The 22,200-nt window shown below is 64.3% G+C and carries 26 protein-coding genes; 25 read left to right on the forward strand and 1 reads right to left on the reverse strand.

What is annotated here, in order from left to right; genetic code table 11:
• Window positions 1-8: 8 nt before the first annotated feature.
• The 25 genes from FHW81_RS29315 to trpC all read left to right on the forward strand — a co-directional run bounded on the left by FHW81_RS29315 (window position 9) and on the right by trpC (window position 21,282).
• Window positions 9-353 carry a phage tail assembly protein gene (locus FHW81_RS29315; protein WP_003085178.1) on the forward strand — a complete coding sequence of 115 codons (345 nt, stop codon included), beginning with the start codon at window positions 9-11 and terminating at the stop codon, window positions 351-353.
• A 169-nt stretch (window positions 354-522) separates the two neighbouring features.
• On the forward strand, window positions 523-2,760 hold the full coding sequence (locus FHW81_RS29320) for a phage tail tape measure protein (protein ID WP_106120594.1): 2,238 nt from the start codon (window positions 523-525) through the stop codon (window positions 2,758-2,760).
• 9 nt (window positions 2,761-2,769) lie between these two features.
• Window positions 2,770-3,642, forward strand: coding sequence for a phage tail protein (locus tag FHW81_RS29325; RefSeq protein ID WP_003085182.1), 873 nt, complete (start codon window positions 2,770-2,772; stop codon window positions 3,640-3,642).
• Entirely contained in the window at window positions 3,617-3,823 is a 207-nt protein-coding gene (locus FHW81_RS29330; protein ID WP_003101635.1) for a tail protein X, read from the forward strand. Before FHW81_RS29325 ends, FHW81_RS29330 begins: the two co-directional genes overlap by 26 nt.
• Before the next feature lie 57 nt (window positions 3,824-3,880).
• Window positions 3,881-4,870: a phage late control D family protein gene (locus FHW81_RS29335; RefSeq protein WP_034071690.1), complete on the forward strand. Its 990-nt coding sequence runs from the start codon at window positions 3,881-3,883 to the stop codon at window positions 4,868-4,870.
• Between the two features lie 32 nt (window positions 4,871-4,902).
• Window positions 4,903-5,532 carry a glycoside hydrolase family 19 protein gene (locus FHW81_RS29340; protein ID WP_003085188.1) on the forward strand — a complete coding sequence of 210 codons (630 nt, stop codon included), beginning with the start codon at window positions 4,903-4,905 and terminating at the stop codon, window positions 5,530-5,532.
• Complete coding sequence (locus tag FHW81_RS29345) at window positions 5,529-5,891, forward strand: hypothetical protein (RefSeq protein WP_014602438.1); 363 nt, start codon at window positions 5,529-5,531, stop codon at window positions 5,889-5,891. The genes FHW81_RS29340 and FHW81_RS29345 overlap by 4 nt, the downstream gene beginning before the upstream one ends.
• Window positions 5,888-6,145, forward strand: coding sequence for a hypothetical protein (locus FHW81_RS29350; protein WP_003118919.1), 258 nt, complete (start codon window positions 5,888-5,890; stop codon window positions 6,143-6,145). The genes FHW81_RS29345 and FHW81_RS29350 overlap by 4 nt, the downstream gene beginning before the upstream one ends.
• A 316-nt stretch (window positions 6,146-6,461) precedes the next feature.
• On the forward strand, window positions 6,462-6,956 hold the full coding sequence (locus FHW81_RS29355; protein ID WP_003113190.1) for a phage tail tube protein: 495 nt from the start codon (window positions 6,462-6,464) through the stop codon (window positions 6,954-6,956).
• An 11-nt stretch (window positions 6,957-6,967) separates the two neighbouring features.
• Window positions 6,968-7,315 carry a phage tail assembly chaperone family protein, TAC gene (locus tag FHW81_RS29360; protein ID WP_004352265.1) on the forward strand — a complete coding sequence of 116 codons (348 nt, stop codon included), beginning with the start codon at window positions 6,968-6,970 and terminating at the stop codon, window positions 7,313-7,315.
• 29 nt (window positions 7,316-7,344) lie between these two features.
• Entirely contained in the window at window positions 7,345-7,599 is a 255-nt protein-coding gene (locus FHW81_RS29365; protein ID WP_003113188.1) for a hypothetical protein, read from the forward strand.
• A 46-nt stretch (window positions 7,600-7,645) separates the two neighbouring features.
• On the forward strand, window positions 7,646-9,481 hold the full coding sequence (locus FHW81_RS29370; protein ID WP_003113187.1) for a phage tail tape measure protein: 1,836 nt from the start codon (window positions 7,646-7,648) through the stop codon (window positions 9,479-9,481).
• A complete protein-coding gene (locus FHW81_RS29375; RefSeq protein WP_003113186.1) occupies window positions 9,474-9,815 on the forward strand; it encodes a phage tail protein in 342 nt (113 codons plus the stop codon). Before FHW81_RS29370 ends, FHW81_RS29375 begins: the two co-directional genes overlap by 8 nt.
• Window positions 9,816-9,822: 7 nt before the next feature.
• Window positions 9,823-10,518 carry a phage minor tail protein L gene (locus tag FHW81_RS29380; protein ID WP_023091410.1) on the forward strand — a complete coding sequence of 232 codons (696 nt, stop codon included), beginning with the start codon at window positions 9,823-9,825 and terminating at the stop codon, window positions 10,516-10,518.
• Between the two features lie 2 nt (window positions 10,519-10,520).
• Window positions 10,521-11,291, forward strand: a complete 771-nt coding sequence (locus FHW81_RS29385) for a C40 family peptidase (RefSeq protein ID WP_003113184.1) — start codon at window positions 10,521-10,523, stop codon at window positions 11,289-11,291.
• A gap of 54 nt (window positions 11,292-11,345) precedes the next feature.
• Complete coding sequence (locus FHW81_RS29390; RefSeq protein ID WP_003118924.1) at window positions 11,346-11,948, forward strand: tail assembly protein; 603 nt, start codon at window positions 11,346-11,348, stop codon at window positions 11,946-11,948.
• A gap of 58 nt (window positions 11,949-12,006) precedes the next feature.
• Window positions 12,007-15,666, forward strand: coding sequence for a phage tail protein (locus FHW81_RS29395; RefSeq protein WP_023091409.1), 3,660 nt, complete (start codon window positions 12,007-12,009; stop codon window positions 15,664-15,666).
• Between the two features lie 15 nt (window positions 15,667-15,681).
• Window positions 15,682-15,999, forward strand: coding sequence for a hypothetical protein (locus tag FHW81_RS29400; protein ID WP_124120567.1), 318 nt, complete (start codon window positions 15,682-15,684; stop codon window positions 15,997-15,999).
• 1 nt (window position 16,000) lies between these two features.
• Window positions 16,001-16,711 (forward strand): hypothetical protein, encoded by a 711-nt coding sequence (locus tag FHW81_RS29405; RefSeq protein WP_023091408.1) that lies wholly within the window; start codon window positions 16,001-16,003, stop codon window positions 16,709-16,711.
• Between the two features lie 41 nt (window positions 16,712-16,752).
• Window positions 16,753-17,853 (forward strand): pyocin knob domain-containing protein, encoded by a 1,101-nt coding sequence (locus tag FHW81_RS29410; protein ID WP_023091407.1) that lies wholly within the window; start codon window positions 16,753-16,755, stop codon window positions 17,851-17,853.
• Window positions 17,853-18,164 carry a hypothetical protein gene (locus tag FHW81_RS29415; protein ID WP_031772097.1) on the forward strand — a complete coding sequence of 104 codons (312 nt, stop codon included), beginning with the start codon at window positions 17,853-17,855 and terminating at the stop codon, window positions 18,162-18,164. The genes FHW81_RS29410 and FHW81_RS29415 overlap by 1 nt, the downstream gene beginning before the upstream one ends.
• On the forward strand, window positions 18,161-18,388 hold the full coding sequence (locus FHW81_RS29420; protein WP_003129222.1) for a hypothetical protein: 228 nt from the start codon (window positions 18,161-18,163) through the stop codon (window positions 18,386-18,388). Before FHW81_RS29415 ends, FHW81_RS29420 begins: the two co-directional genes overlap by 4 nt.
• Before the next feature lie 404 nt (window positions 18,389-18,792).
• Window positions 18,793-19,398, forward strand: a complete 606-nt coding sequence (locus FHW81_RS29425) for an aminodeoxychorismate/anthranilate synthase component II (protein WP_023091406.1) — start codon at window positions 18,793-18,795, stop codon at window positions 19,396-19,398.
• A 1-nt stretch (window position 19,399) separates the two neighbouring features.
• Window positions 19,400-20,449 carry an anthranilate phosphoribosyltransferase gene (gene trpD, locus FHW81_RS29430; protein ID WP_003085203.1) on the forward strand — a complete coding sequence of 350 codons (1,050 nt, stop codon included), beginning with the start codon at window positions 19,400-19,402 and terminating at the stop codon, window positions 20,447-20,449.
• Entirely contained in the window at window positions 20,446-21,282 is an 837-nt protein-coding gene (gene trpC, locus FHW81_RS29435; protein ID WP_003085205.1) for an indole-3-glycerol phosphate synthase TrpC, read from the forward strand. Before trpD ends, trpC begins: the two co-directional genes overlap by 4 nt.
• 61 nt (window positions 21,283-21,343) lie before the next feature.
• Here trpC and crp read toward each other — a convergent pair whose 3' ends face one another.
• On the reverse strand, window positions 21,344-21,988 hold the full coding sequence (gene crp, locus FHW81_RS29440; protein ID WP_003085214.1) for a cAMP-activated global transcriptional regulator CRP: 645 nt from the start codon (window positions 21,986-21,988) through the stop codon (window positions 21,344-21,346).
• Between the last annotated feature and the right edge of the window lie 212 nt (window positions 21,989-22,200).

Genomic DNA, 22,200 nt, shown 5'->3' on the forward strand with positions numbered 1-22,200 from the left:
CTCCGGACATGACCCAAGAGAATCGACTGCCGGGCTGGCTGACGCTGGATGCTGACGCCGCCCTCGTTCGTCTCTCGCGTCCGGCACAGTGCAACGGGGTCAGCGTCGACACGCTGACCCTGCGTGCACCCACCGTGCGTGATATCCGCCTGGCCGGCAAGGTGGCCGGCGACGATGCCGAGGAGCGCGAACTGCAACTGTTCGCCTCGCTGGCACAGGTCAGCCGCCAGGACCTGGAGGGGCTGAAGCTGAGCGACTACCAGCGGCTGCAAGGCGCCTACTTTCGCCTGGTGCAAGACGACACGGACGACACCTTCGCGTATGCGTCAACTGGCGAGGCGCCTGGCCATTGAGCTGGGCTTCCAGGCCAGCGAACTGGAGCGCATGACCCTGGGCGACCTGCTCTGGTGGCTCGCCGAGGGCGAGGAGTGAGCGACGGCGCCGTCCGCCAGGCGAGCGGCGCCCGCGCTACTTCAGTAGGTCCGCGGAGGCGGACATCGATAACAGACGAGACGAACCGTCATGAGTAAAGACATGGACCTGGTGGTCTCCATCGGCGGCATCGCCGACCCCTCCTTGGGCAAGGCATTCGAGACCGTCAAGGCACGGCTCGACAGTCTCCAGGAACGTTCCCGCCAGGCGTCCAGCCTGAGAGATGTGCTGGGAGACGCCATACGCCTGGAGCGAGAACTCGCCGATATGCGCAAGGTCGGGGACCGCGGCGTTGCTGAGCATGCCCGGCAGCTTGGCGAACGCCAGGAGCAACTGAAGCGACTCGGCATCGAGGCCAGGGCCGCGGGCGATGCCTACGCTCGACTGGGCGAGATGCAGCGTGGCCTGGATATGCAGGTCCGCGGCCTGCAACGGCTGGAGCAGGCCAGCCAGGCAATGCCATTGGCTAGCGCATTTTCTGGACTGGTCGTGGAAGCCAGCAAGACGGCTGCCGGTTATCAAGCGCGGTTGCGCGACCTGGCGATCCGCAACGGCCTGGACGTCGGCCGGGAGCCAGCCTTGGCATCCCTGATCCAGGACAGTGCCAGCCAGAGCGGCCTGGGACGCACGGCGACGCTGGACATGCTGGAGCACTTGAACGCCACCGGCATGGGGTTCGCCGCCGCGCAAATGAATCTGGGACTGGCGGGCCGCTTCGGCTTTGGCCAAGGGATTGCTTCAGCCGAGGCTGCGGGGCTGGTTCGAGCGTTGCAACTGGCCCAGGGTTCGGACTCGCCAGAGCAATTGTCCGCCTCCCTCGACCGCCTGGTCGTCCTGGGTAAAGGCAGAGTTGGCAGTGAGGCCCTGGCGCGTCGCCTGCCTGTCTTGTTGTCAGCGCTGGGCAATGCGGGAGAGGCCACGGCCGGCGATGTCGGTGCACTGGGGGCCTTGCTGGAGATTCAGGCAAAGAACACCACGCCAGACAAAGCGGACGTGCGGATGAAGGCCTGGCTGGAGTTCGTCAGCAGCGGCAGCTTGAAACGCGCTTATGGCCAGGACTACGACCGGGACCTGGAAGCGCTGCGCAAGGACGGAGCGAGTCTGCTGGAGGCCAACCTGGAGCTGGCTGCGCGCTATCGGGATAAGGGCGGCAAGCTCAGCGCCGGTGCGGCGTCGCCGGCGCTTGAAGCCTATCGAGCGTCGCGCGGCGAGTTCCAGGGCTTGCTCGAATCCCAGCAGTCTTCCGTAGGCTCTTCGGAGCGCGATGCGCAGCGTCGCAAGGGGATGTCCCAGGAGCTGTGGAAGGCTTCCAGCGACAGTTGGGAGAGGGCGCAGACCGCTTTGGGCAGCGCCCTGAATCCATATCTGGACAACCTGGCCAAGGGGAGCGCGGTACTCGGCGAGTCGACTGCGGAGCTGCTCGAAGCCTATCCGCGGACGACGGCCGGTCTTACCGCCGCCGCAGGTGCGGTGTTATCCGGGTATCTCGCCTACAAGGGAGGGCGCGGCGCTATCGACGTGCTGCGTGGCGGTCGGCTCGGTCGGCGAGGGACCGCTGCCGTCGGCGACCTGATCGAACGGGGTGCAGGCCGGGTATCGGGTGGTAGCGAAATACAGCGCGTGTTCGTTACCAACTGGCCGGTGCCGGGAGGCGACTCTACGCTGGAGTCCGCGAGGAGGCCAGCACAACGAAAGCGCGGTCAAACACCACGCAGGAAGAGAGGCAAGGGCGGTGGGCTGAAGGCCCGCTCCCTTCCATCCCTTGGCTTCTCGGCTGGAGGAGGCTTGGGGGCGATGGCAGGAAAGCTGCCGCGCCTGTCGCGTTTGCCCATACGCAACGCGCCGCTGCAAGTGGCCTCGTCGTTGATCGATGTTGCTGAGGTCTACTCCAGCGACCTGTCGGAGAGCGAAAAGACCGTTGCCTATGGCGAGGCAGGTGGCTCCCTGGCTGGTTCCCTGGCTGGCGCCGCTCTGGGAGCGAGCATCGGCTCGGTGGTGCCGGTGGTCGGTACGCTGATCGGTGGATTGGTTGGCGGCGCTATCGGCGCCTGGGGCGGTAGCGAACTGGGGGGGCGCCTGGGGCGCAGTCTGGCTGGCGATCCGCCGGCGGCCTCGGACAACAAGCCGGCGGTGGCCGTACCACAGGCCGGACCCGTCGCGGCTGCGCCCAACTGGACCTTCGCGCCGCAGATCAACCTGACGGTGCAAGGCAACGTGCACGAGCCGCAGCGCCTGGCCGACGAGCTGCTGCCCTACCTGCAACGCATGCTTGTCGACTTCGCCGACGAGCGGCAGCGGCGCAGCCTCTACGACCCGGCGATGGTTTAAGGAGTCCCCATGGCATATCTGGAACAATTGCAGGCCGGCCTGAGGTACCTGGGTCGCGCCGGCGAGTCCGGACGCAAGAGTCTGGACAAGGTGGTCGCTCCGGTGAACGGCGCGATCAGCGAGATCCGCGGCGCAGCCGCGGAGCTGGAGAACCTGCCCGGCGTATCGCCGGAAATGGCTGCCCGGCTGCAGCGTGCCATGCGCGGCATCGGCCAGGCGCAGGGCAAGGTGAACCGCGTGGTCTCCACCTATGACCGGGCGAGCCGGGCGTTGCTTGGTATCGACGAACGCCTGGATGCGCTGAAGGTGCAGGTGAACAGTGCCGCGCAGGCGGTCGGCAAGGTCGCTGGCGACATCAGTCCGACGCTGGCGGGGGTGCTGCCGTCGTGGCTGCTGGCACCCTCGGCGACGCCCCCGAGCGAGGCCGCAGCGCCCTTGCCGCACCTGCTGGTACTGCAGCCGCTGACCGCCAATGCCCAACCGTTCTACTTCAACCTGAATACTGCCGCCTTCGACGCCCTGCAGCGCAACAGTGCCTACAACTGGAGCGGGCAGGTGCGCCTGGGTCGGCGGCCGGCGCTGCAGAGCGTCGGCATGGGCGAGGAGAGCATCCTGCTCAAGGGTGCGGTATTCCCGCTGCGTCGACAGGTAGGTAACCAGGAAAAGGTCGTCGGTCTGGAGCAGCTCGAAGCGCTGCGCCGGTTGGCGGAGCGGCGTGAGCCGCTGATCCTGAGCAGCGGCTACGGCGAGGTGCAGATGGGCCTCTGGTGTCTGGTGCGGATCAGCGAGAACCAGAGCGCCCTACTGGGCAACGGCGCTCCCCGCAAACAAACCTTCGACCTGGAGTTCAAGCGCTATGGCGACGACCTGCCGAACCGCTGACGGCGACATGCTGGACAGCCTCTGCTACCACGTCTATGGCCATCTGTTGGGCTGCGTCGAGGCGACCCTCGACGCCAATCCCGGGCTGGCCGATGAGCAGCAGCCATTCCGCGCCGGCTTGCTGATCAGTTTCCCTGACATGCCGGTGGTCAATGTCGAACAGGTGCGCCTGTGGGATTGATCGACCGCTCACCCGCAACCCCGCCTTGGCGGGGTTTTTCTTTTCTGGAGAAACCAGGTGCAACCGAGTTTCCGTATCGTTGCCGACGGCACCGACGTCACCCAGCGGCTGAATGACCGCCTGCTCAAGCTGACCCTGCTGGACAAGCCGGGCATGGAGTCCGACAGCCTGACCTTGAGGATCGACGATCGCGATGGACAGGTGGCCTTACCCAGGCGCGGTGCGGTGCTGGAGGTTCATCTCGGCTATGCCGGCGAGCCACTGATGCGCATGGGACGCTTTACCGTGGACACCTTGCAGTGGGCTGGTCCGCCGGACTGCCTGACCGTCACTGCCAAGGCCGGCGACATGCGCGGCAGTGGCAAGACGATACGCAGCGGAGGTTGGGAGGGCACTACCCTGGCTCAGGTCTGCCGCGATGTTGGCGCACGCAACGGCTGGCGCGTGGAGTGTCCGTTGCAGGTGGCGATCGCCCGGGTCGACCAGGTCAACGAGTCCGACTACCACTTCGTCACCCGTCTGGCGCGCCAATACGACTGCACCGCCAAGCTGGCCGAGGGCATGCTCATGGTGCTGCCGCGACAGAGCGGGCAGAGCGCCACGGGGCGTCGGATCGAACCTTTGGTGTTGGGACGTGCTGACGTCGGCAGCTTCGACGTTACCTACGACGACCGCAGCCTGATGAGAACGGTGAAGACCCGCTACCAATTGCTCGGCAGCGGCGAGGTCAAGAGCGTCGAGCTGAAGAACCCGAAGGCACCGGCTACGGCTACGGGCGAGCATGTCGACCGGCATCTCTATGCCAGCCGTGGAGAGGCCGAGCAGGCGGCGAAGGCTCGCCTGGCGAGCTTCAGCCGCTCCAGTGCCAGTGTGCGCCTGGAGCTGCCAGGGCGTGGCGACCTGTTCGCCGAGCGCAGCCTGCTGCTCCAAGGCTTCAAGGCGGGAATCGACGGCGAGTTCCTGATCGACTCGGTGGAGCACACCTACAGCTCCAGCGGATGGACCACTGTCGTGCAATGCAACGGCGGCCGAGGCGGCAAGGGGTGACGCCTGAAACCCATCGGAGTGCAGGAGGATCGATGAAACTGACCGAGCAGCAATTGCTGCGCATTTTTCCCAACGCCCGCCTCGTCGCGGGCGTTTTCGTTGCGGCGTTGCAACGGGCCATGGACGAGAGGGAGATCGACACACCGGCGCGGCGTGCCGCGTTTCTCGCCCAGGTCGGCCACGAAAGCAGCCAGTTGACCCGGCTGGTGGAGAACCTCAATTACAGCGCCCAAGGCTTGGCGGCGACCTGGCCGAGCCGCTATCTCGGCCCCGACGGGCAGCCCAACGCGTTGGCCTTGCGGCTGGCGCGCAATCCGCAGGCGATTGCCGACAACACCTACGCCACGCGCAACGGCAATGGCGACGAAGCGTCCGGCGATGGCTGGCGCTTTCGCGGGCGTGGCTTGCTACAAATCACCGGGCGTGCCAACTACCGGTTGGTCGGCGAGGCCCTCGGCGAGCCGCTGGAAGCCGAGCCCTGGCGCCTGGAGCAGCCCGTGCCGGCGGCCCGCAGCGCCGCCTGGTGGTGGGCCGGTCACGGGCTCAACGAGCTGGCCGACCGCGGCGAGTTCGCTGCCATCACCCGCCGCATCAACGGCGGCCTGAATGGCCAGGCGGAGCGCCTGGCGTTGTGGCAGCGGGCCAGGGCGGTGCTGTCATGAGCCGGCTCGCTCTGCTCCTGCCGGCCGTGTTGCTGGTCCTGCTGGCCGGCGCCTTGCTCGGCGGCGGCCTGGTTGCCCGCCATTATCGTCCGCAACTGGAGGAGGCCCTGGGCCAACTGACTGCCAGCCGCGTCGCCAGCGGCCAGCTCGAGGCTTTGCTCGATGAGCAGCAGCGCGCGCTGGCGGCGGTGCGGGCGAGCGCCGAGAGGCGCGCGAAGGATGCCGAGCAGGCACTCGGCGAGGCCAGGGCGCAAGCCGCGGAGCAGTATGCCGCGGCCGTGCGTCTGCTCCAAGAACCCGACTTTGGCACGGACTGCCAGGCGGCAGGTGCGGCGATCGACCGGGAGCTGGGACTATGACTCGTCTCCTGCTGGGGCTTTGTCTGCTTTTCGCGGGCTGCGCAGCCTCACCGACGACACCTCGCCCAGTGCGCGTCGAGGTTCCCCTGGCAGTGCCCTGCCGTGTACCTGACGTGCGCCCGCCGAGCTGGGCCGGCGCCACGCTGAAGGCCGGCGATTCGCTGCAGGCCAAGGTTCGCGCATTGCTCGCCGAGCGCCGCCAGCGGCAGGGCTATGAACTCGAATTGCAGGCGGCATTGCGTGCCTGCCGCTGAGACACTGGGCGCATATGGACGTCGATGGACGTGTGTCCGGCGCATATTGCCGTGTATTGATTCCGCAGCGTTGTTGAGCCGGGAATCGGCCGGTACAACGTAGTCATGCTTGTACAGGTGTGTCCCCCCAAGGGATGTCACCTGCAACCTCAGAGCCCGGCCCGTGTGCCGGGCTTTTTCGTTTGCATCCGACAACGGCTCGGGACGTGGAGGCTCCTCGCCGACCGCGTACCGCGCCACGGCCGACCGTCCTGGGGACGGGGCCAGACGACCCGCCTGGTGCGGGTCTTTTCATGTGCATAAAGGAGAGTTTTCCATGTCCATCCTGACTCAAGGTACCCAGATCTACGCCCTGGTTCCGCCGGTATCCGGTACCGGTGCCGCTACCGTCCTGGAGATCGAAGGCGTGACCTCGTTCAACCCGGGCGGCAATCCGGCCGACCAGATCGAAGACCCGTGCCTGAGCGACACTTCGCGCAAGTACAAGAAAGGCCTGCGCACCCCTGGCCAGGCGACACTCGGCATCAACGCCGATCCACGCCTGGCCAGTCACGTTCGATTGTTCCAGCTGTCCGAGAAAGATGGCGAGACGAGCGTCAAGTGGGCCATCGGCTGGTCCGACGGAATCGACGTAAAGCCGACCGTCAGCACCGAAGGCGACGATTTCGTGCTGCCGCCGGCGCGCACCTGGTTCACCTTCGAAGGCTACGTCAGTGACTTCCCCTTCGATTTCGCCAGCAACACGCTGGTCGCTACCCAGGCCACCATCCAGCGTTCCGGCGCCGGCAAGTGGACGCCGAAGTCGGCTTGAGGAGCGCGTAGATGAATCTCAACGAACTTCGTGCGGCGGGCGGTTTCATCGAGTCGGCGCTGGTGCGCAAGGAGATTAGCTGGACCCGCGTTCCCGCCGGCAGGAAGAAGGCGGTCAGCGACACCTTCCAGGTGTTCGTCCGACGCAACAGTTTTGGCGCGGTGGAGCGCCTGTTCTCCGCCGAAGGCGACCAGCAGAGCCGCAACGCGCGCTACCTCGCCGAATGCATTCGCCTGGGCGAGACGGGAGAGGAAAGCCTGACCTACGAACAGGCCTACGACCTCGACCCGGCGCTGGGCTTCCTGCTGCTGCAGGCGGTCGGCGAGGTCAACCGGGTCGAGGACGCGGAAAAAAACTGACCCCCGCCGACGAGGTTTGGCACGAACTGGTGCTGAACGGCGTCGGCGGGTCGACCATTGCCGAGGCCAAGGAGCGGCTCAGCTACGCCGAGTACCGCGCCTGGGTCGCCTATCTGAACAAGCGCGGCTCGCTCCATCCGGGACACCGGCTGGAGCTTGCGCTGGCTCGGATCGCTGCGTTGCTCGGGCATGCGCTGGGAGCGGACGCCGATCCCGACGCGTTCCGTCCGCATATGGCTCTCCAGCCCCTTTCGCTGCACCAGGCGATGGATCAATGGGCATGACAGGCCACCCCGCTGCGGCGGGGTCTTTTTCTGGAAGACATGAATCATGGCCACGAATACCGACGGCAGCCTGACGCTCGACCTGGTCCTTCGCAGCGAAGGGTACAGGGCCGGGATGGACAAGGTTGGCAGGATCAACGATCAGAAAATGCGCGCCATGGAGGCGCGCGCGGAAAAGGCTGGCAAGGCTATCGGCAAAAGCCTGGACAGTTCGGCACTGATTGCCAGCAGCGTGCTGGACCAGGCGCTGGACATGCTGGGCAGGACCAGTCGCCAGGCGGGTCAGGCCAAGAAGCCTGTGCAGAGCGCCCAGGACAAGGTACTGGCCGAGTGGAAGACCCGGCAGAAGGAGCTGGGCGAAGCCTGGAAGAGCTATCGCGAACCACTCCAGGATCTGTCCAAGCTCAACGAAGCACTACTGAAGAACTCTTCCGACAAGCTCGACAAGGCGCTGCTCAATCTCAGCGAGACCGGCAAGCTGTCGCTTGCCAACGTGGGCAAGGCCGCCTACGCCGATGCTGCGCGCCTCGCCTCGCGGCAGATGACCCTGATGCTGCTGGACGGGCTGTTTGGCTGGGTCGCCAGCGTCGGTACCGAGAAGCCCAAGGTCGACGACAAGGCGGGCAAGGGACAGGCGAAGGCTGGCGACGACGAGAAGGAACAGCCGTCGCTCCAGTCGCAGGTCTTCAAGCAGTGGCTGTTGCAGATGAACAGTGTCTGGGGCGCCTACCGCGCGCCCCTGCAGGATATCTCCGGGATGACCGACGAGCTGTTCAGGAATGCGTCGGAGAAGCTCGAGAAGTCGCTGTTCAATTTCGCCACTAGCGGAAAGCTGTCCTTGAGCAACTTCGCCAAGACGGTGATCGACGATGTCGCCCGGATCGCCGCGCGGCAGCTTTCAATGCTCGCCCTGGACGGATTGTTCGGCTGGATGAATGGCAAGGCCGGCATCACCGAGGCGCAACTGGCCAGCCAGAAGCCCTATACCTCGCTACTGGAAAAGGCCCGCGCAGCTGCGGGACAAGCGGCAGCGGGCGCTCCCGCGGCCCAGGGTGCCGCGCCAATGCCGGCAGCGGCGATGGATGTCGGCGCGATGGTGGCCACTGCTTCCGGGCAGACCGGGGACGGTTCCAAGGTCTCGGCTGGAGGGGCTTCGGCCGCTGGCAAGCCGGTGGGCAGTTGGGTCGAACAGATGGACGCCTCCTGGGCGAGCCTGCGCGACCAGGCGCAGGACGTCTCGGGAATGATGGACATGCTGTTTACCAACGCCTTCACCAATATGGAGAACGCCCTGTTCACCTTTGCCACCACGGGCAAGCTGTCGTTCAAGGATTTCGCCGACTCGGTGATCCAGGATATGGCGCGGATCGCCGCGCGGCAGGCGACGCTGCAGATCATCGGCAGCATCGTCGGTGCGGTCAGCGGGTTCTTCGGTAGCGGCGCAACGGCGGGCTCGCGGATTTCCGACTATACCGGCTCGGACATGGCCAATTGGGTCAGCAAGCAACGCGCCGGAGGCATGCCTGGGTTCGCCAGGGGCGGTGCCTTCAACGATGGCATCCAGAGCGCGCCGGCGCTGTTCAGCATGGCCGGCGGTCGTCCGGCGCTGATCGGCGAGCGTGGGCCGGAAGCCATCATGCCGCTGAGTCGCGGTTCCGATGGCGTGCTCGGCGTGCGCGCGCTCGGCGGCGGCGAGGGGGGCAACGTCTTCAATTTCTCCACCAGCGTCAGCCTGGGCGGTGGCCGCGAGGGCGCGGCGACGGCCAGCGGCGACGACGGTACGGGACAGCAGCTGGCGGGAATGATCAACGATGCCGCGCGCAACGTGGTGGCGCAGGAGCTGCGCCCCGGCGGCCTGGTATGGAGGATGGTGAATGGCTGATCTGGAACGCTTTACCTGGGACATCTCGATCGATTCCGCCGGCCAGGCGAACCAACTGGTACGTCAGGTGCAGTACGGCGGCGGCTACAGCCAGGCGCTCGGCGACGGGCTGAACAACCTCAGCGAGACCTGGCAGGTTTCGCGTACCGGCGATCTCGCGCTGATCGGCCCGATCCGCGATTTCCTCAAGCGCCACGGCGGCTACCGCTCGTTCCTCTGGACCTTGCCCACTGGCGAACCGGTACGGGTGCGCGCCCAGGGCTGGCAATTGCGGCCGCGCGGCAACGGCGTGTTCACCCTGAACACCACCTTCCAGCAAGTCTTCAATCCGTGAGGTAAGCATGACCATCACAGCCGATGACCAGGCCCTCGAGCCTGGGGCGCTGGTGCGCCTGTTCGACCTGGATTGCACCGGGTTCGGCGGCGAGATGCTGCGCTTCCACGGCCACCTGCAGCAGGGGCCGATCCACTGGCAGGGCAACGCCTACCAAGCTTGGCCACTGGAGGCGCGCGGCTTCGAGCAGCGCGGCGACGGCCGGGCCAGTTCGCCGACCCTTAGCGTGGGCAACATCGACGGCAGCATCAGCGCGCTCTGCCTGTTCTTCGATGGCCTGGTAGGCGCGCGCCTGACCGTGCGCGAGACCTATGCGCACTACCTGGATGCGGCCAACTTCGCCGAAGGCAACCCGCAGGCCGACCCCTCCCAGGAGCGCCTGAACATCTGGTTCCTCGAGCAGAAGACCGCCGAGAACAGCGTCCAGGTGACCTGGGAGCTGTCCGCTCCGCCGGATTTCCAGGGCCAGCAGATCCCGGCGCGCCAGATCACCTCGCTGTGCCACTGGTGCATCACCAACGAGTACCGCGGGCAGGACTGCAACTACATCGGTACGGCGATGTTCGATGCCGACGGCAATCCGGTGGACGATCCGGCGCTGGACCGCTGCGGCGGCCGGGTCAGCGATTGCAAGCTGCGCTTCGGCGCGGACAACCCGCTGTCCCACGGCGGCTTCGCCGGCGCCGGCCTGGTCAGGATGTGAGCATGGAACTGAGCCGCAGCCTGCAGCGGGCCATCGCCGCACACGCCGCCCGCGAGCATCCGCGCGAATGCTGCGGGCTGATCGTTCGCGGTGTGCGTCAACGCCGCTACGTGGCCTGTCGCAACGCAGCCGGATCGCCCAGCGAGCACTTCGTGATCGATCACCAGGACTGGTGCGCTGCCGAGGACCAGGGCGAGGTCCTGGCCATCGTCCACAGCCACCCGGACGTTCCGGCCACGCCGAGCATGGCCGATCGGGTCAGTTGCGAACTGCATGGTCTGCCCTGGGTGATCCTGTCCTGGCCGGAAGGCGATGTCGCGCATCTAGCGCCGGAGGGCTATCGGGCGCCGCTGCTCGGCCGCGAGTTCGCCCACGGCGTGCTCGACTGCTGGAGCCTCTGTCGCGACTGGTACCGCCGCGAGGCAGGTTTGGAGCTTCCGGACTATCCGCGCCGCGACGGTTGGTGGGAAACCGGCGAGAGCCTCTACGAGCAGCACTATGCGGCGGCCGGATTCCGGCCGGTGCCGCTGGCCGGAATCCGCCGCGGCGACATGCTGGTGATGCAGGTCGGGAGGGCGCTGCACCCGAACCACGCGGGCATCTACCTGGGCAATGACTGGCGTCTGGACAGCGAGCCGGTCCAGGCGCTCGGCGGCGACGGACCGTTCCTGCTGCACCACCTGTACGGACGGCTGTCGACCCGAGACGTGTTCGGCGGACCCTGGATCGAACGCACGCGCCTGGTCTTGCGGCATACGCGGATGCCGCAGTGAACGACATATTCAAGCGAGCCGTCGGAATCGGCTCTTTACGAGAGGAACAGGTCCATGAATGACACCCTGAGTCAGGGCCTCACCACCATCCGTCTATACGGGGTTCTGGGCAAGCGCTTCGGCCGCATGCACGGCCGGTTGTTGGAAAGCGGCACGGTACGCGAGGCGATGAGTGCCCTGAAGCACACCATGGAGGGATTCGAGACGTTCATGCGCGAGGCGGAATCGAAAGGGCTGACCTTCGCCGTGTTCCGTGGGCGTACCAACCTGTCCGGCGAGCAACTGGACATGCGCGGACGCGAGGATATCCGCATCGTGCCGTTGGTGATCGGGAGCAAGCAGTCCGGATTGTTTCAGACGGTATTAGGAGCTGCACTCATTGCCGTAGGTGTCTTCGCAACGAGTCTTACGCTCGGGACAAGCACGTTTCTGATCTCTGCCGGCGCCAGCATGATGCTCGGCGGCGTCATGCAGATGCTCAGCCCCCAACCCAAGGGTCTGAAGGGCCGAGAGGCCCCCGAGAACGCCCCCAGCTATGCCTTCGGCGGCCCGGTCAACACCATCGCCCAGGGCCATCCGGTCGGCGTGCTCTACGGCAAGCGCCGCATCGGCGGCGCGGTGATCAGCGCCGGCATCTATGCCGAGGACCGGCTGTAGCCGGCAACGCCGTAACAGGCCCGCCATGCGCGGGCGTTTTTTTGCCTGAAGGAACGTCATGAACAAGACCATCACGGGCCACAAGGGTGGCAGCAAGAAGCCGCGCCAGCCGGTGGAGATGCCGGACTCGGTGCGCTCAATCGCGCGGGCGAAGATTCTCCTGGCACTGGGCGAAGGCGAGTTCGACGGTGGCGTCGACGGCCGTTCGATCTACCTGGACGATACGCCGCTGCTGGCGGCGGACGGCTCGGTGAACTTCCCCGGAGTGACCTGGGAGTTCCGTCCGGGCTCGGTGGACCAGGAACACATTGCCGGTGTGCCCGCCGTGGAAAACGAACTGGCGGTCGGCGTCGAGCTCAAGAGTGACGCGCCCTGGGTCCGCGCGGTGAGCAACACCCAGCTCTCGGCGGTGCGCCTGCGCCTGTCCTGGCCGGCCATCCAGCGCCAGCAGGAAAACGGTGACGTGGTCGGCTACCGCATCGACTACGCGATCGACATCGCCGTCGACGGCGGTGCCTGGCAGGAAGCGCTGAAGGCTTCGCTGGACGACAAGTCCACCAGCCGCTACGAGCGCTCCCACCGTGTCGACCTGCCGGAGGCGCGGAGCGGCTGGCAGGTGCGCGTGCGCCGCCTGACGCCGAACCAGAACAACAACCGCATCGCCGACACCATGCGTGTCGAGGCGATCACCGAGGTGATCGACGCCAAGCTGCGCTACCCGAACACCGCGCTGCTGTTCGTCGAGTTCGATGCCAGCCAGTTCCAGAGCATTCCGCAGATATCGGTGGAAGCGCGCGGCCGGCGGGTGCGGGTGCCGAGCAACTACGATCCGCAGACCCGTAGCTACAGCGGCACCTGGGACGGCTCGTTCAAGTCGGCCTGGACCAGCAACCCGGCCTGGCACTGGTACGACATCGTGTTGCACAAGCGCTTCGGCCTCGGTCGGCGGATCGACGCGAGCATGGTCGACAAGTGGTCGCTGTACCGCATCGCCCAGTACTGCGACCAGTCGGTGCCCGACGGCAAGGGCGGCCAGGAGCCGCGCTTCAGCTGCAACCTGTACCTGCAGAGTCGCGCCGAAGCCTGGACCGTGCTGCGCGACCTGGCAGCGATCTTCCGCGGCATGTCCTACTGGTCCGGCGCGGAAATGGTGGCGGTGTCCGACATGCCGGAGGACGAGGCCTACACCTTCTCGCCGTCGAACACCGTGCGTGGCGACGACGGCAGCCACTTCAACTACAGCAGCAGCCGCCAGCGCGATCGCCACACCCTGGCCCTGGTCAACTACGACAATCCGGGCAACGGTTACCAGAGCCAACCGGTAGCGGTGAACAATGACCGCGCGCAGCGCCGCTACGGCATCAGCCAGTTGGAGATCACCGCGATCGGCTGCACCTCCGAGGGCGAGGCGCAGCGGCGTGGCCAGTGGGCGCTGCTGACCGAGGAGCTGGAGCAGGACGCGGTGACCTTCCGCACCGGCATGGATGGCCGTGGGCTGGCGCCGGGGAAGATCATCGCCGTAGCCGACCCGGTCAAGTCCGGCAAGCAGATCGGCGGACGCCTGAGCGCGGTGGATGGCCGCGCGCTGACCCTCGACCGCGACGTCGAGGCCCGACCCGGCGATCGCCTGCTGGTCAACCTGCCGAACGGCAAGGCCGAGGCGCGCAGCGTCCAGTCGGTGGTAGGCCGCGTGCTGAGCGTGACCGCCGCCTATTCGGAGACGCCTCGGCCCCAGGGGCAGTGGGCGCTGCAGAGCAACAGCCTGACCACCCAGCGCTTCCGCATCATGAGCATCACCCGGCCGGAGGACAATCTTTTCGAGATCACCGCGCTGCAACACAACGCGAGCAAGTTCGACGCCATCGACAACGGTGCGCGCATCGAGCTGCCGCCGGTCACCAGCATTCCGCCGGGCGTGCAGGCGCCGCCGCAGAACGTGCGGATCAAGGCTTTCACCAAGGTCGACCAGGGGTTGGCGGTGACCAGCCTGTCGGCCTCCTGGGATGCCGCGCCGAACGCGGTGGCCTACGAGGCCGAATGGCGCAAGGACTCGGGCAACTGGGTGCGGGTGCCGCGAACCTCGGCGCTCGGTTTCGACGTGCCGGGCATCTATGCCGGTCGCTACCTGGTGCGGGTACGCGCCTTGAACGTGATGGAGGTCGGTTCGGTCTACGCCAGCAGTGTGGAAACCGCTCTCGAGGGCAAGACCACACCGCCGCCGGCGCTGGCCTACCTACGCTGCGTGGCCGGCCCCTGGCGCATCGGCCTGGAGTGGGGGTTTCCGGCCAGCGGCGCGGCGGACACCGCTTACACCGAGATCCAGCAGTCCGCCACGCCCGGCGGCAGCGAGGAGACCGCACGGGCGCTGGGCCTGTTCGCCTACCCAGGCAATACCCACCTGGTATCGCCGATACCGGCCGGCGAACGGCTGGCGTTCCGCGGTCGCTTGATCGACCGTAGCGGCAACGTCGGCGCCTGGTCGAACTGGGTCACCGGCACCAGCTCCAGCGACGCCAGCGAATACAACCAGTTGATCACCCAGGAGTACGTCGAGTCGGCGCTGGGCCAGCAGTTCTTCTCCGATATCGAACGGATGCAGGTGGATATCGGGGGCTTGCAGAAGCAGGTCGGCGACCTCGCCGACGTTCTGCTGTACGACCCGGCCAAGGTCTACGCGAAGAACGACATGGTGCGACAGGGGCAGCGGTTGTACCAGGCACTGAAGGCTGTGCCGGCGAAGACGGCGCCGCCGAACGCGGCCTACTGGTCCGATATCGGCCAGTCGCTGGAAACCGCCAACGGGCTGGCACAGCAGGTGGCGAGCCATACCGCTGAAATCAGCGAACTCGACGGCAGGATCGAAGCAGCGGCATCGAATCTGGATGTGCTGCAAGCTGCCGCCCGCGGGGAACCGGCGACCGGAGAGAAGGCGGATGCGCTGAAGGGCTGGGACACCATTGCCCGAGCTGCCACCGAAGTCACCGTGCGGGCGAACGAGGACGAAGCGCAGGCGAAGCGGACGAGCTTGCTTGAGGCGCGGACCGGGACGGCGGAGGGCAGGATCGCCACCGTCGAGTCGGTCGTTGCGTCGAACAATGCCGTAACCGTCCAACGCCTGGATCAGCTATCCGGCCAGGTCGCGAGCAACGCCTCGGCCATCAGCACCGAACAGACCGTCCGCGCCAACGCGGACAGCGCCCTGGGGCAGCGGGTGGATACCGTCAGTGCGCGCACCGAGACCAACGAGGCGAACATCCAGACCACATCTCAAGCGGTTACCTCGCTGGATGGCAACGTCAAGGCGCTCTACAGCGTGAAGCTCCAGGCGCATGCCAACGGGCAGAAGTATGCCGCTGGCTGGCAACTGGGCTTCGACAGCGGTACGAGTGTGACGACCATGGCGTTCCAGGCTGATCGGTTCCTCTGGTTCAACAGTTCCAGCGGGCAGACCGTGGCGCCGGTTTCGATCGTTGGTGGCCAGATGTTCATCAACAACGCGATGATTCAGGATGGGTCAATCACTAATGCCAAAATTGGTAGTTCAATTCAGTCAGACAACTATGTTGCGGGTCAGACTGGTTGGAGGCTGACGAAGTCAGGGCAGTTTGAAATTAATGGAACTGTCCCTGGGCAGGGGCGAATTACTATAACTAACCAGCTGGTTCAGGTTTATGACGGTGATAGTGTTCTTAGAATTAGACTTGGAATTTGGTTTTGAGTGAGGTCTTGCCAAATGTTTGCTGGTCTTCAAGTGTTTAATGGTGCAGGGGGGGTAATGGTTGATACCAATATTCCCTATGCTAAGCTCTTAGGCATCGTCGAAAGTACGGGAACAAACAACGGGCAGGTGACTGTCAGTATGTTCGAAAGTGGTCAGCCTTTCGCTGTTGTACTTCCGTCTGCTTACACACCCCCAGGCTATTGGTCTTTCCCAAACTATCCCATGGTGGAAATTAGTGGAGGAACTCTGAAGTGGGTTTTCTACGACTTCTACGCAGGTACAGGCGGTGGTACTCGCTGGCCTTGTAAGATCGTCTACGGGATTTACTGATATGTTCCAGTGCTTCAATGAAAACGGAAACATCCAGTTCGATGCTAACCTGATGTCTTATGGCTTCAGGGAAAAGCATGAGGTTCTAGGTGTAGCCAATCCTCATACTGGCTTTCTGACCTTCACTGTGGATGTGTTTTCCCCGGTAGCTCCGATGCTCTTCGTGCACCGTTCGGACAACGACCCGTACACGAAAGAGTTTGCCTATTCTCGTGTAGAGTATTTGACTGGTTTGTGGAGGTTCCAATACTACTGTGCCTGGATTCCGAGCATGACTCGTAAGTTGATGGTTTACATCTTTGACCGCATGCAGGTTGGTGGTAATTTTGGCCTGCAAACTTTCGACACAGCAGGCAATATAACCTTCAACACGAACCAGATACCTCTACGTATTGCAGGCATGTACAGCCCTCCGGCTATTGTAAATAGTAACGGTAGTGCGCAACTGCCGACAACTACTTGGACTCTTCCTCCTGGGCGGACTTATGCAGTTAATACCGCGAGTCTACGTATGGGGCTCGATGTACAGGAATATCCTGCTGGTGGTTCCCCACACTCATCTCTTCTGGAAGAGATGGTTTCTATTGACGGCAACATACTGAAGGTGGCGTTCTTCTTCGCCTCTGATGGCCTGGAACTGGGCAATGCTCCCGGACGGTATTACCAGGGTGGTCGTCCTCTATTGACCGTAGCTGACGTAACTGGCTTGTAGCGGTTCTAAATTTTACATTCCCTTCGAAGAGGATATTCCCAATGTCTTGGTACTCCGCTGGCACCGTAGCGGTGACCGCAAATAGCCCGACCGTTACCGGTACTGGCACACAGTTCTCGTCCAATGCCCGGGTCGGCGATGCATTTCGTGGCCCCGATGGTTGTTGGTACGAGGTCACAAACGTCGCCAGTTCGACGGTCATCTCGATCAAACCCAACTACCAGGGCAGCACGGCCAGCGGCCAGCCCTATGCAGTGGCGCCGATCCTGGGCTACGACAAGGACCTATCAGATCGTTTCAACCAGATCGCGATGGACTGGGGGGCGACCCTTGCGGGCATAAAGCCGTGGGCCCTGTCCAATACCGGCACGCAAGCGCAGGCGGACATGGGAATGACGGCGGTGGGGCGGGGACTCAACGCCGCAGCGACTGCTGAGAATGCCCTGAGCTTTATTGGTGGCATGCCGAAGTCGATGTCCAATCTGCGGGCTGTCAGCGACGCCAATAATGTCCCGAACGAATGCGGGTTCTACGGTATCGGAGCGTCGCCTTGGGCGAACTTGCCGCCGGGGGTCGACGGTATCAACCCTATCGGATCCATGCTCTACCACCATCCGTACGATGTGAGCACCGCCGTGCAGATGCTCATTCCGCGAACCTCTGACCTCATGTACTTCCGCCGGAAGCTCTCCGGCAACTGGAGCGCATGGGTGCGGCTACTCTCGGATAAGCAGCTTGTAGGTACGGTATCTGTTGACGGGTCGAATGTTCCGAACGGTGCGGTCATGCAGCAGAACGGGACCACGGCTATCAACGTGGGCACCAGTCTGCGTTTCGCCGACGGCACTCAGATTATCTACGCGAAGCTCCGTCTGGAATTCAGCGCGGTAGACATCTTGACCCGCCAGTACACGTTCCCCATGAGCTTTTTCGAACCCCCGAATGTCACCGCTACTTTAATTCAAGGTCAGCAGTCGGATATCAATCCATTGCAGTTCCAGCAACTCGGTCCGGTATTGGTCGCTGCTACTACTGTTAGCGCGTGCAACGTACGAGTCATGCGCCCTACTTACGTATCGAGTGGCTGGGCTTCTGGGAACTTCATCGACTGTTCTGTCAACGCGGTAGGGAGATGGCGCTAATGAAGTTCTTGCTAAAACCCGACCTGCAAGTCGGATTGCCTGGCCAAGAACGGGTAAGCTCGGTTTCTGTAAACGGATTGCGGTTGACTATCGACGGCGTAGAGTTCGATTTTTCTCCACTTGCAGTGGGTGGGTACTTGCCTCCGGAGGCATACATCAACATAACCCCCCTGCAAGAGGTGGAGGTTCGAAGCAACTTTCTTCTCGTACGCTACATCCACCAAGTGACAGCAGACATTCTGACTGCTTATCGCGCCGAGATTGAACCAATTTTGGTGGAAGTTGACGGACCTGTGGAGCTACCGAAATGAACATTGACTGGAGCCAACTGAGAACCCCCGAGCAGCAGGCCGCCGAACGCTTGCAGGCTGAGTACGATGCCGCAGCCGCGGCGCGGGCAAATGCCTACCGCCTGGAGAGTGACCCGCTCAAGACCGAGGCCGAGTTTGACGCTATCAAGGCCGGCACCGAGCCGGACTACTCTGACTGGATCGCCAAGGTAGAAGAGATCAAGGGGCGATATCCACTTCCTTGAACCCGCCCGCCATGTAAGCAGGCTTCAGCGCCACCCCGAAGCCTGTCTTGACAGTAGCATCCCCTGCGCCGGCCGCTCCGGCCGGCGCTCTTCCCGACATCCCGCTGTTGCACCCATCCTCCCCACTGGGCTATGTTCCCCAACATGGCTCCGTGAGACCGCTATCGTGATCCACCTCAGCAGCATCATCACCTCCCTCATCAAGGCATTCGCCCGTTGGCGCTGGCGCGCCTGACTTCTTCTTCGCCGGCCTGGCCGGTCCGTCTCCCTGCGTCCCCCGTTTTCCATAGGCATAATGCCAACGATCCACTCCCCCTTCCTCCGCGAGCACGCCGGGAAACGGGTGTGGCGAAAGCCGGGTGATGCGATTCGCATAAGAATGAAATCAAGAGGTTACAGCCAGCATGCTGCTGATGATCGATAACTACGACTCCTTCACCTACAACCTGGTGCAGTACTTCGGCGAACTCAAGGCCGAGGTCAAGGTGGTGCGCAACGACGAACTGAGCGTGGAACAGATCGAGGCCCTGGCGCCCGAGCGCATCGTCCTTTCCCCCGGTCCCTGCACCCCCAACGAGGCCGGCGTCTCGCTGGCCGTTATCGAGCGCTTCGCCGGCAAGCTGCCGCTGCTCGGTGTCTGCCTTGGCCATCAGAGCATCGGCCAGGCCTTCGGCGGCGAAGTGGTGCGGGCGCGGCAGGTGATGCACGGCAAGACCAGCCCGATCCACCACAAGGACCTCGGCGTGTTCGCCGGCCTGGCCAATCCCCTGACGGTGACGCGCTACCACTCGCTGGTGGTGCAGCGAGAGAGCCTGCCGGAGTGCCTGGAGGTCACCGCCTGGACCCAACATGCCGACGGATCGCTCGACGAGATCATGGGAGTACGCCACAAGACCCTGAATGTCGAGGGCGTGCAGTTCCATCCCGAGTCCATCCTCACCGAGCAGGGCCACGAGTTGCTGGCCAACTTCCTCCGCCAGCAGGGCGGCGTGCGTGGGGAGGGCAACTGAGATGGATATCAAGGGAGCCCTCAATCGCATCGTCAACCAGCTCGACCTGACCACCGAGGAAATGCAGGCGGTCATGCGCCAGATCATGACCGGGCAGTGCACCGACGCGCAGATCGGCGCCTTCCTGATGGGCATGCGGATGAAGAGCGAAACCATCGACGAGATCGTCGGCGCGGTGGCGGTGATGCGCGAACTGGCCGACGGCGTGCAGTTGCCTACGCTGAAGCATGTGGTCGACGTGGTCGGCACCGGCGGCGATGGCGCGAACATCTTCAACGTATCCTCGGCGGCGTCCTTCGTGGTCGCCGCCGCTGGCGGCAAGGTCGCCAAACACGGTAACCGCGCGGTCTCCGGCAAGAGCGGCAGCGCCGACTTGCTGGAAGCCGCCGGCATCTACCTGGAACTGACCTCCGAACAGGTGGCGCGTTGCATCGACACCGTCGGCGTCGGGTTCATGTTCGCCCAGGTCCACCACAAGGCGATGAAGTACGCCGCCGGTCCGCGCCGCGAGCTGGGCTTGCGGACTCTGTTCAACATGCTTGGCCCACTGACCAACCCGGCGGGAGTCAGGCACCAGGTGGTCGGGGTGTTCACCCAGGAACTGTGCAAGCCGCTGGCTGAAGTGCTCAAGCGTCTCGGCAGCGAGCATGTGCTGGTGGTGCATTCGCGCGACGGGCTGGACGAGTTCAGTCTGGCCGCGGCGACCCACATTGCCGAGTTGAAGGACGGCGAGGTACGCGAGTACGAAGTGCGTCCCGAGGACTTCGGGATCAAGAGCCAGACCCTGATGGGGCTGGAGGTCGACAGTCCGCAGGCCTCGCTGGAACTGATCCGCGACGCTTTGGGGCGGCGCAAGACCGAGGCTGGGCAGAAGGCCGCCGAGCTGATCGTGATGAATGCCGGCCCGGCACTGTACGCTGCCGATCTGGCGACCAGCCTGCACGAGGGCATTCAACTGGCCCACGATGCCCTGCACACCGGGCTGGCACGGGAGAAGATGGACGAACTGGTGGCCTTCACCGCCGTTTACAGAGAGGAGAACGCACAGTGAGTGTGCCGACGGTTCTGCAGAAGATCCTCGCCCGCAAGGCCGAGGAGGTCGCCGAGCGCCGTGCGCGCGTCAACCTGGCCGAGGTCGAGCGGCTGGCGCGTAGCGCCGATGCGCCGCGCGGCTTCGCCAATGCTCTGCTGGAGCGGGCCAAGCGCAAGGAGCCGGCAGTGATCGCCGAGATCAAGAAGGCATCGCCGAGCAAGGGCGTGCTGCGCGAACACTTCGTCCCGGCGGAGATAGCCCGCAGCTACGAGGCGGGTGGCGCGGCGTGCCTGTCGGTGCTCACCGACGTGGACTTCTTCCAGGGCGCCGATGCCTATCTGAAGGAAGCGCGGGCCGCCTGTGCGCTGCCGGTGATCCGCAAGGACTTCATGATCGATCCGTACCAGATCGTCGAGGCGCGGGCGATCGGTGCCGACTGCATCCTGCTGATCGTCTCGGCGCTGGACGACGTGCTGATGGCCGAACTGGCGGCGACTGCCAAGTCGGTCGGTCTCGACGTACTGGTCGAAGTGCATGACGGCACCGAGCTGGAACGTGCGCTGAAGACCCTGGACACGCCGTTGGTGGGCATCAACAACCGCAACCTGCACACCTTCGAGGTGAGCCTGGAAACCACCCTCGACCTGTTGCCGGAAATTCCCCGCGACCGCCTGGTGGTCACCGAGAGCGGTATTCTCAACCGGGCCGACGTGGAGCTGATGGAAGTCAGCGAGGTCTATGCCTTCCTGGTTGGCGAGGCGTTCATGCGGGCCGACGATCCTGGCCTGGAGTTGAAGCGCCTGTTCTTCCAGGAGCGTGGCGGCGTGGTGCTGGGCGCCGATCCTGACTGATCCGCGCTGTCGAATCCCATGAAAAAGGCCGGTTGCGACCGGCCTTTTTCATGGGTGCTGTTCAGCGGGTGCCGAAGACCACCATGGTCTTTCCTTTCACATGCACCAGGCCCTGCTCCTCCAGGCTCTTCAGCACGCGTCCGACCATTTCCCGCGAGCAGCCGACGATCCGGCCGATCTCCTGGCGGGTGATCTTGATCTGCATGCCGTCCGGGTGGGTCATGGCGTCCGGTTGTTGGCACAGGTCCAGCAAGGTGCGGGCGACGCGTCCGGTGACGTCGAGGAAGGCCAGGTCGCCCACCTTGCGGGTGGTCTTGCGCAGGCGGTCGGCCATCTGGCTGCCGAGGGTGTAGAGGATCTCCGAGTCCTGCTGCGACAGTTCGCGGAACTTCGCATAGCTGATCTCGGCGACTTCGCATTCCACCTTGGCGCGAACCCAGGCGCTGCGTTCCTGTTCGCTGCCTTCCTTTTCGAACAATCCCAGCTCGCCGAAGAAATCACCGCTGTTGAGGTAGCCGATGATCATTTCGCGGCCGTCGTCGTCCTCGATGAGGATGGTGACCGAACCCTTGATGATGAAGAACAGCGTTTCGCAGCGATCGCCGGCATAGATGATGGTGCTCTTTGCGGTGTAGCGGCGGCGGTGACAGTGTGCGAGCAGCTTGTCTAGGTGTTTGAGTTTGGGTGTGTGGGTAATAGCTACCATGCCCGAGTCCCGAAAGAATAAAGAATATGCCTGACGTACAAGGCGATGTTTTTTTGAGTTCTTATGGAGAGACCTGCCAGGGCCCGGGAGCTCAGCGGAGAGCTCCCCCCAACCGGGCAGATCAGGAAGTGTGCCAGTAAACCGCGTCCAGCTTAACAGACGGACCATGAAGGTCGATGTGATTTTGCGACGCAGCTATCAGGACTGTGATC

The organism is Pseudomonas sp. RC10-4-2, assembly GCF_050433085.1.
Lineage (GTDB): Bacteria > Pseudomonadota > Gammaproteobacteria > Pseudomonadales > Pseudomonadaceae > Pseudomonas > Pseudomonas aeruginosa.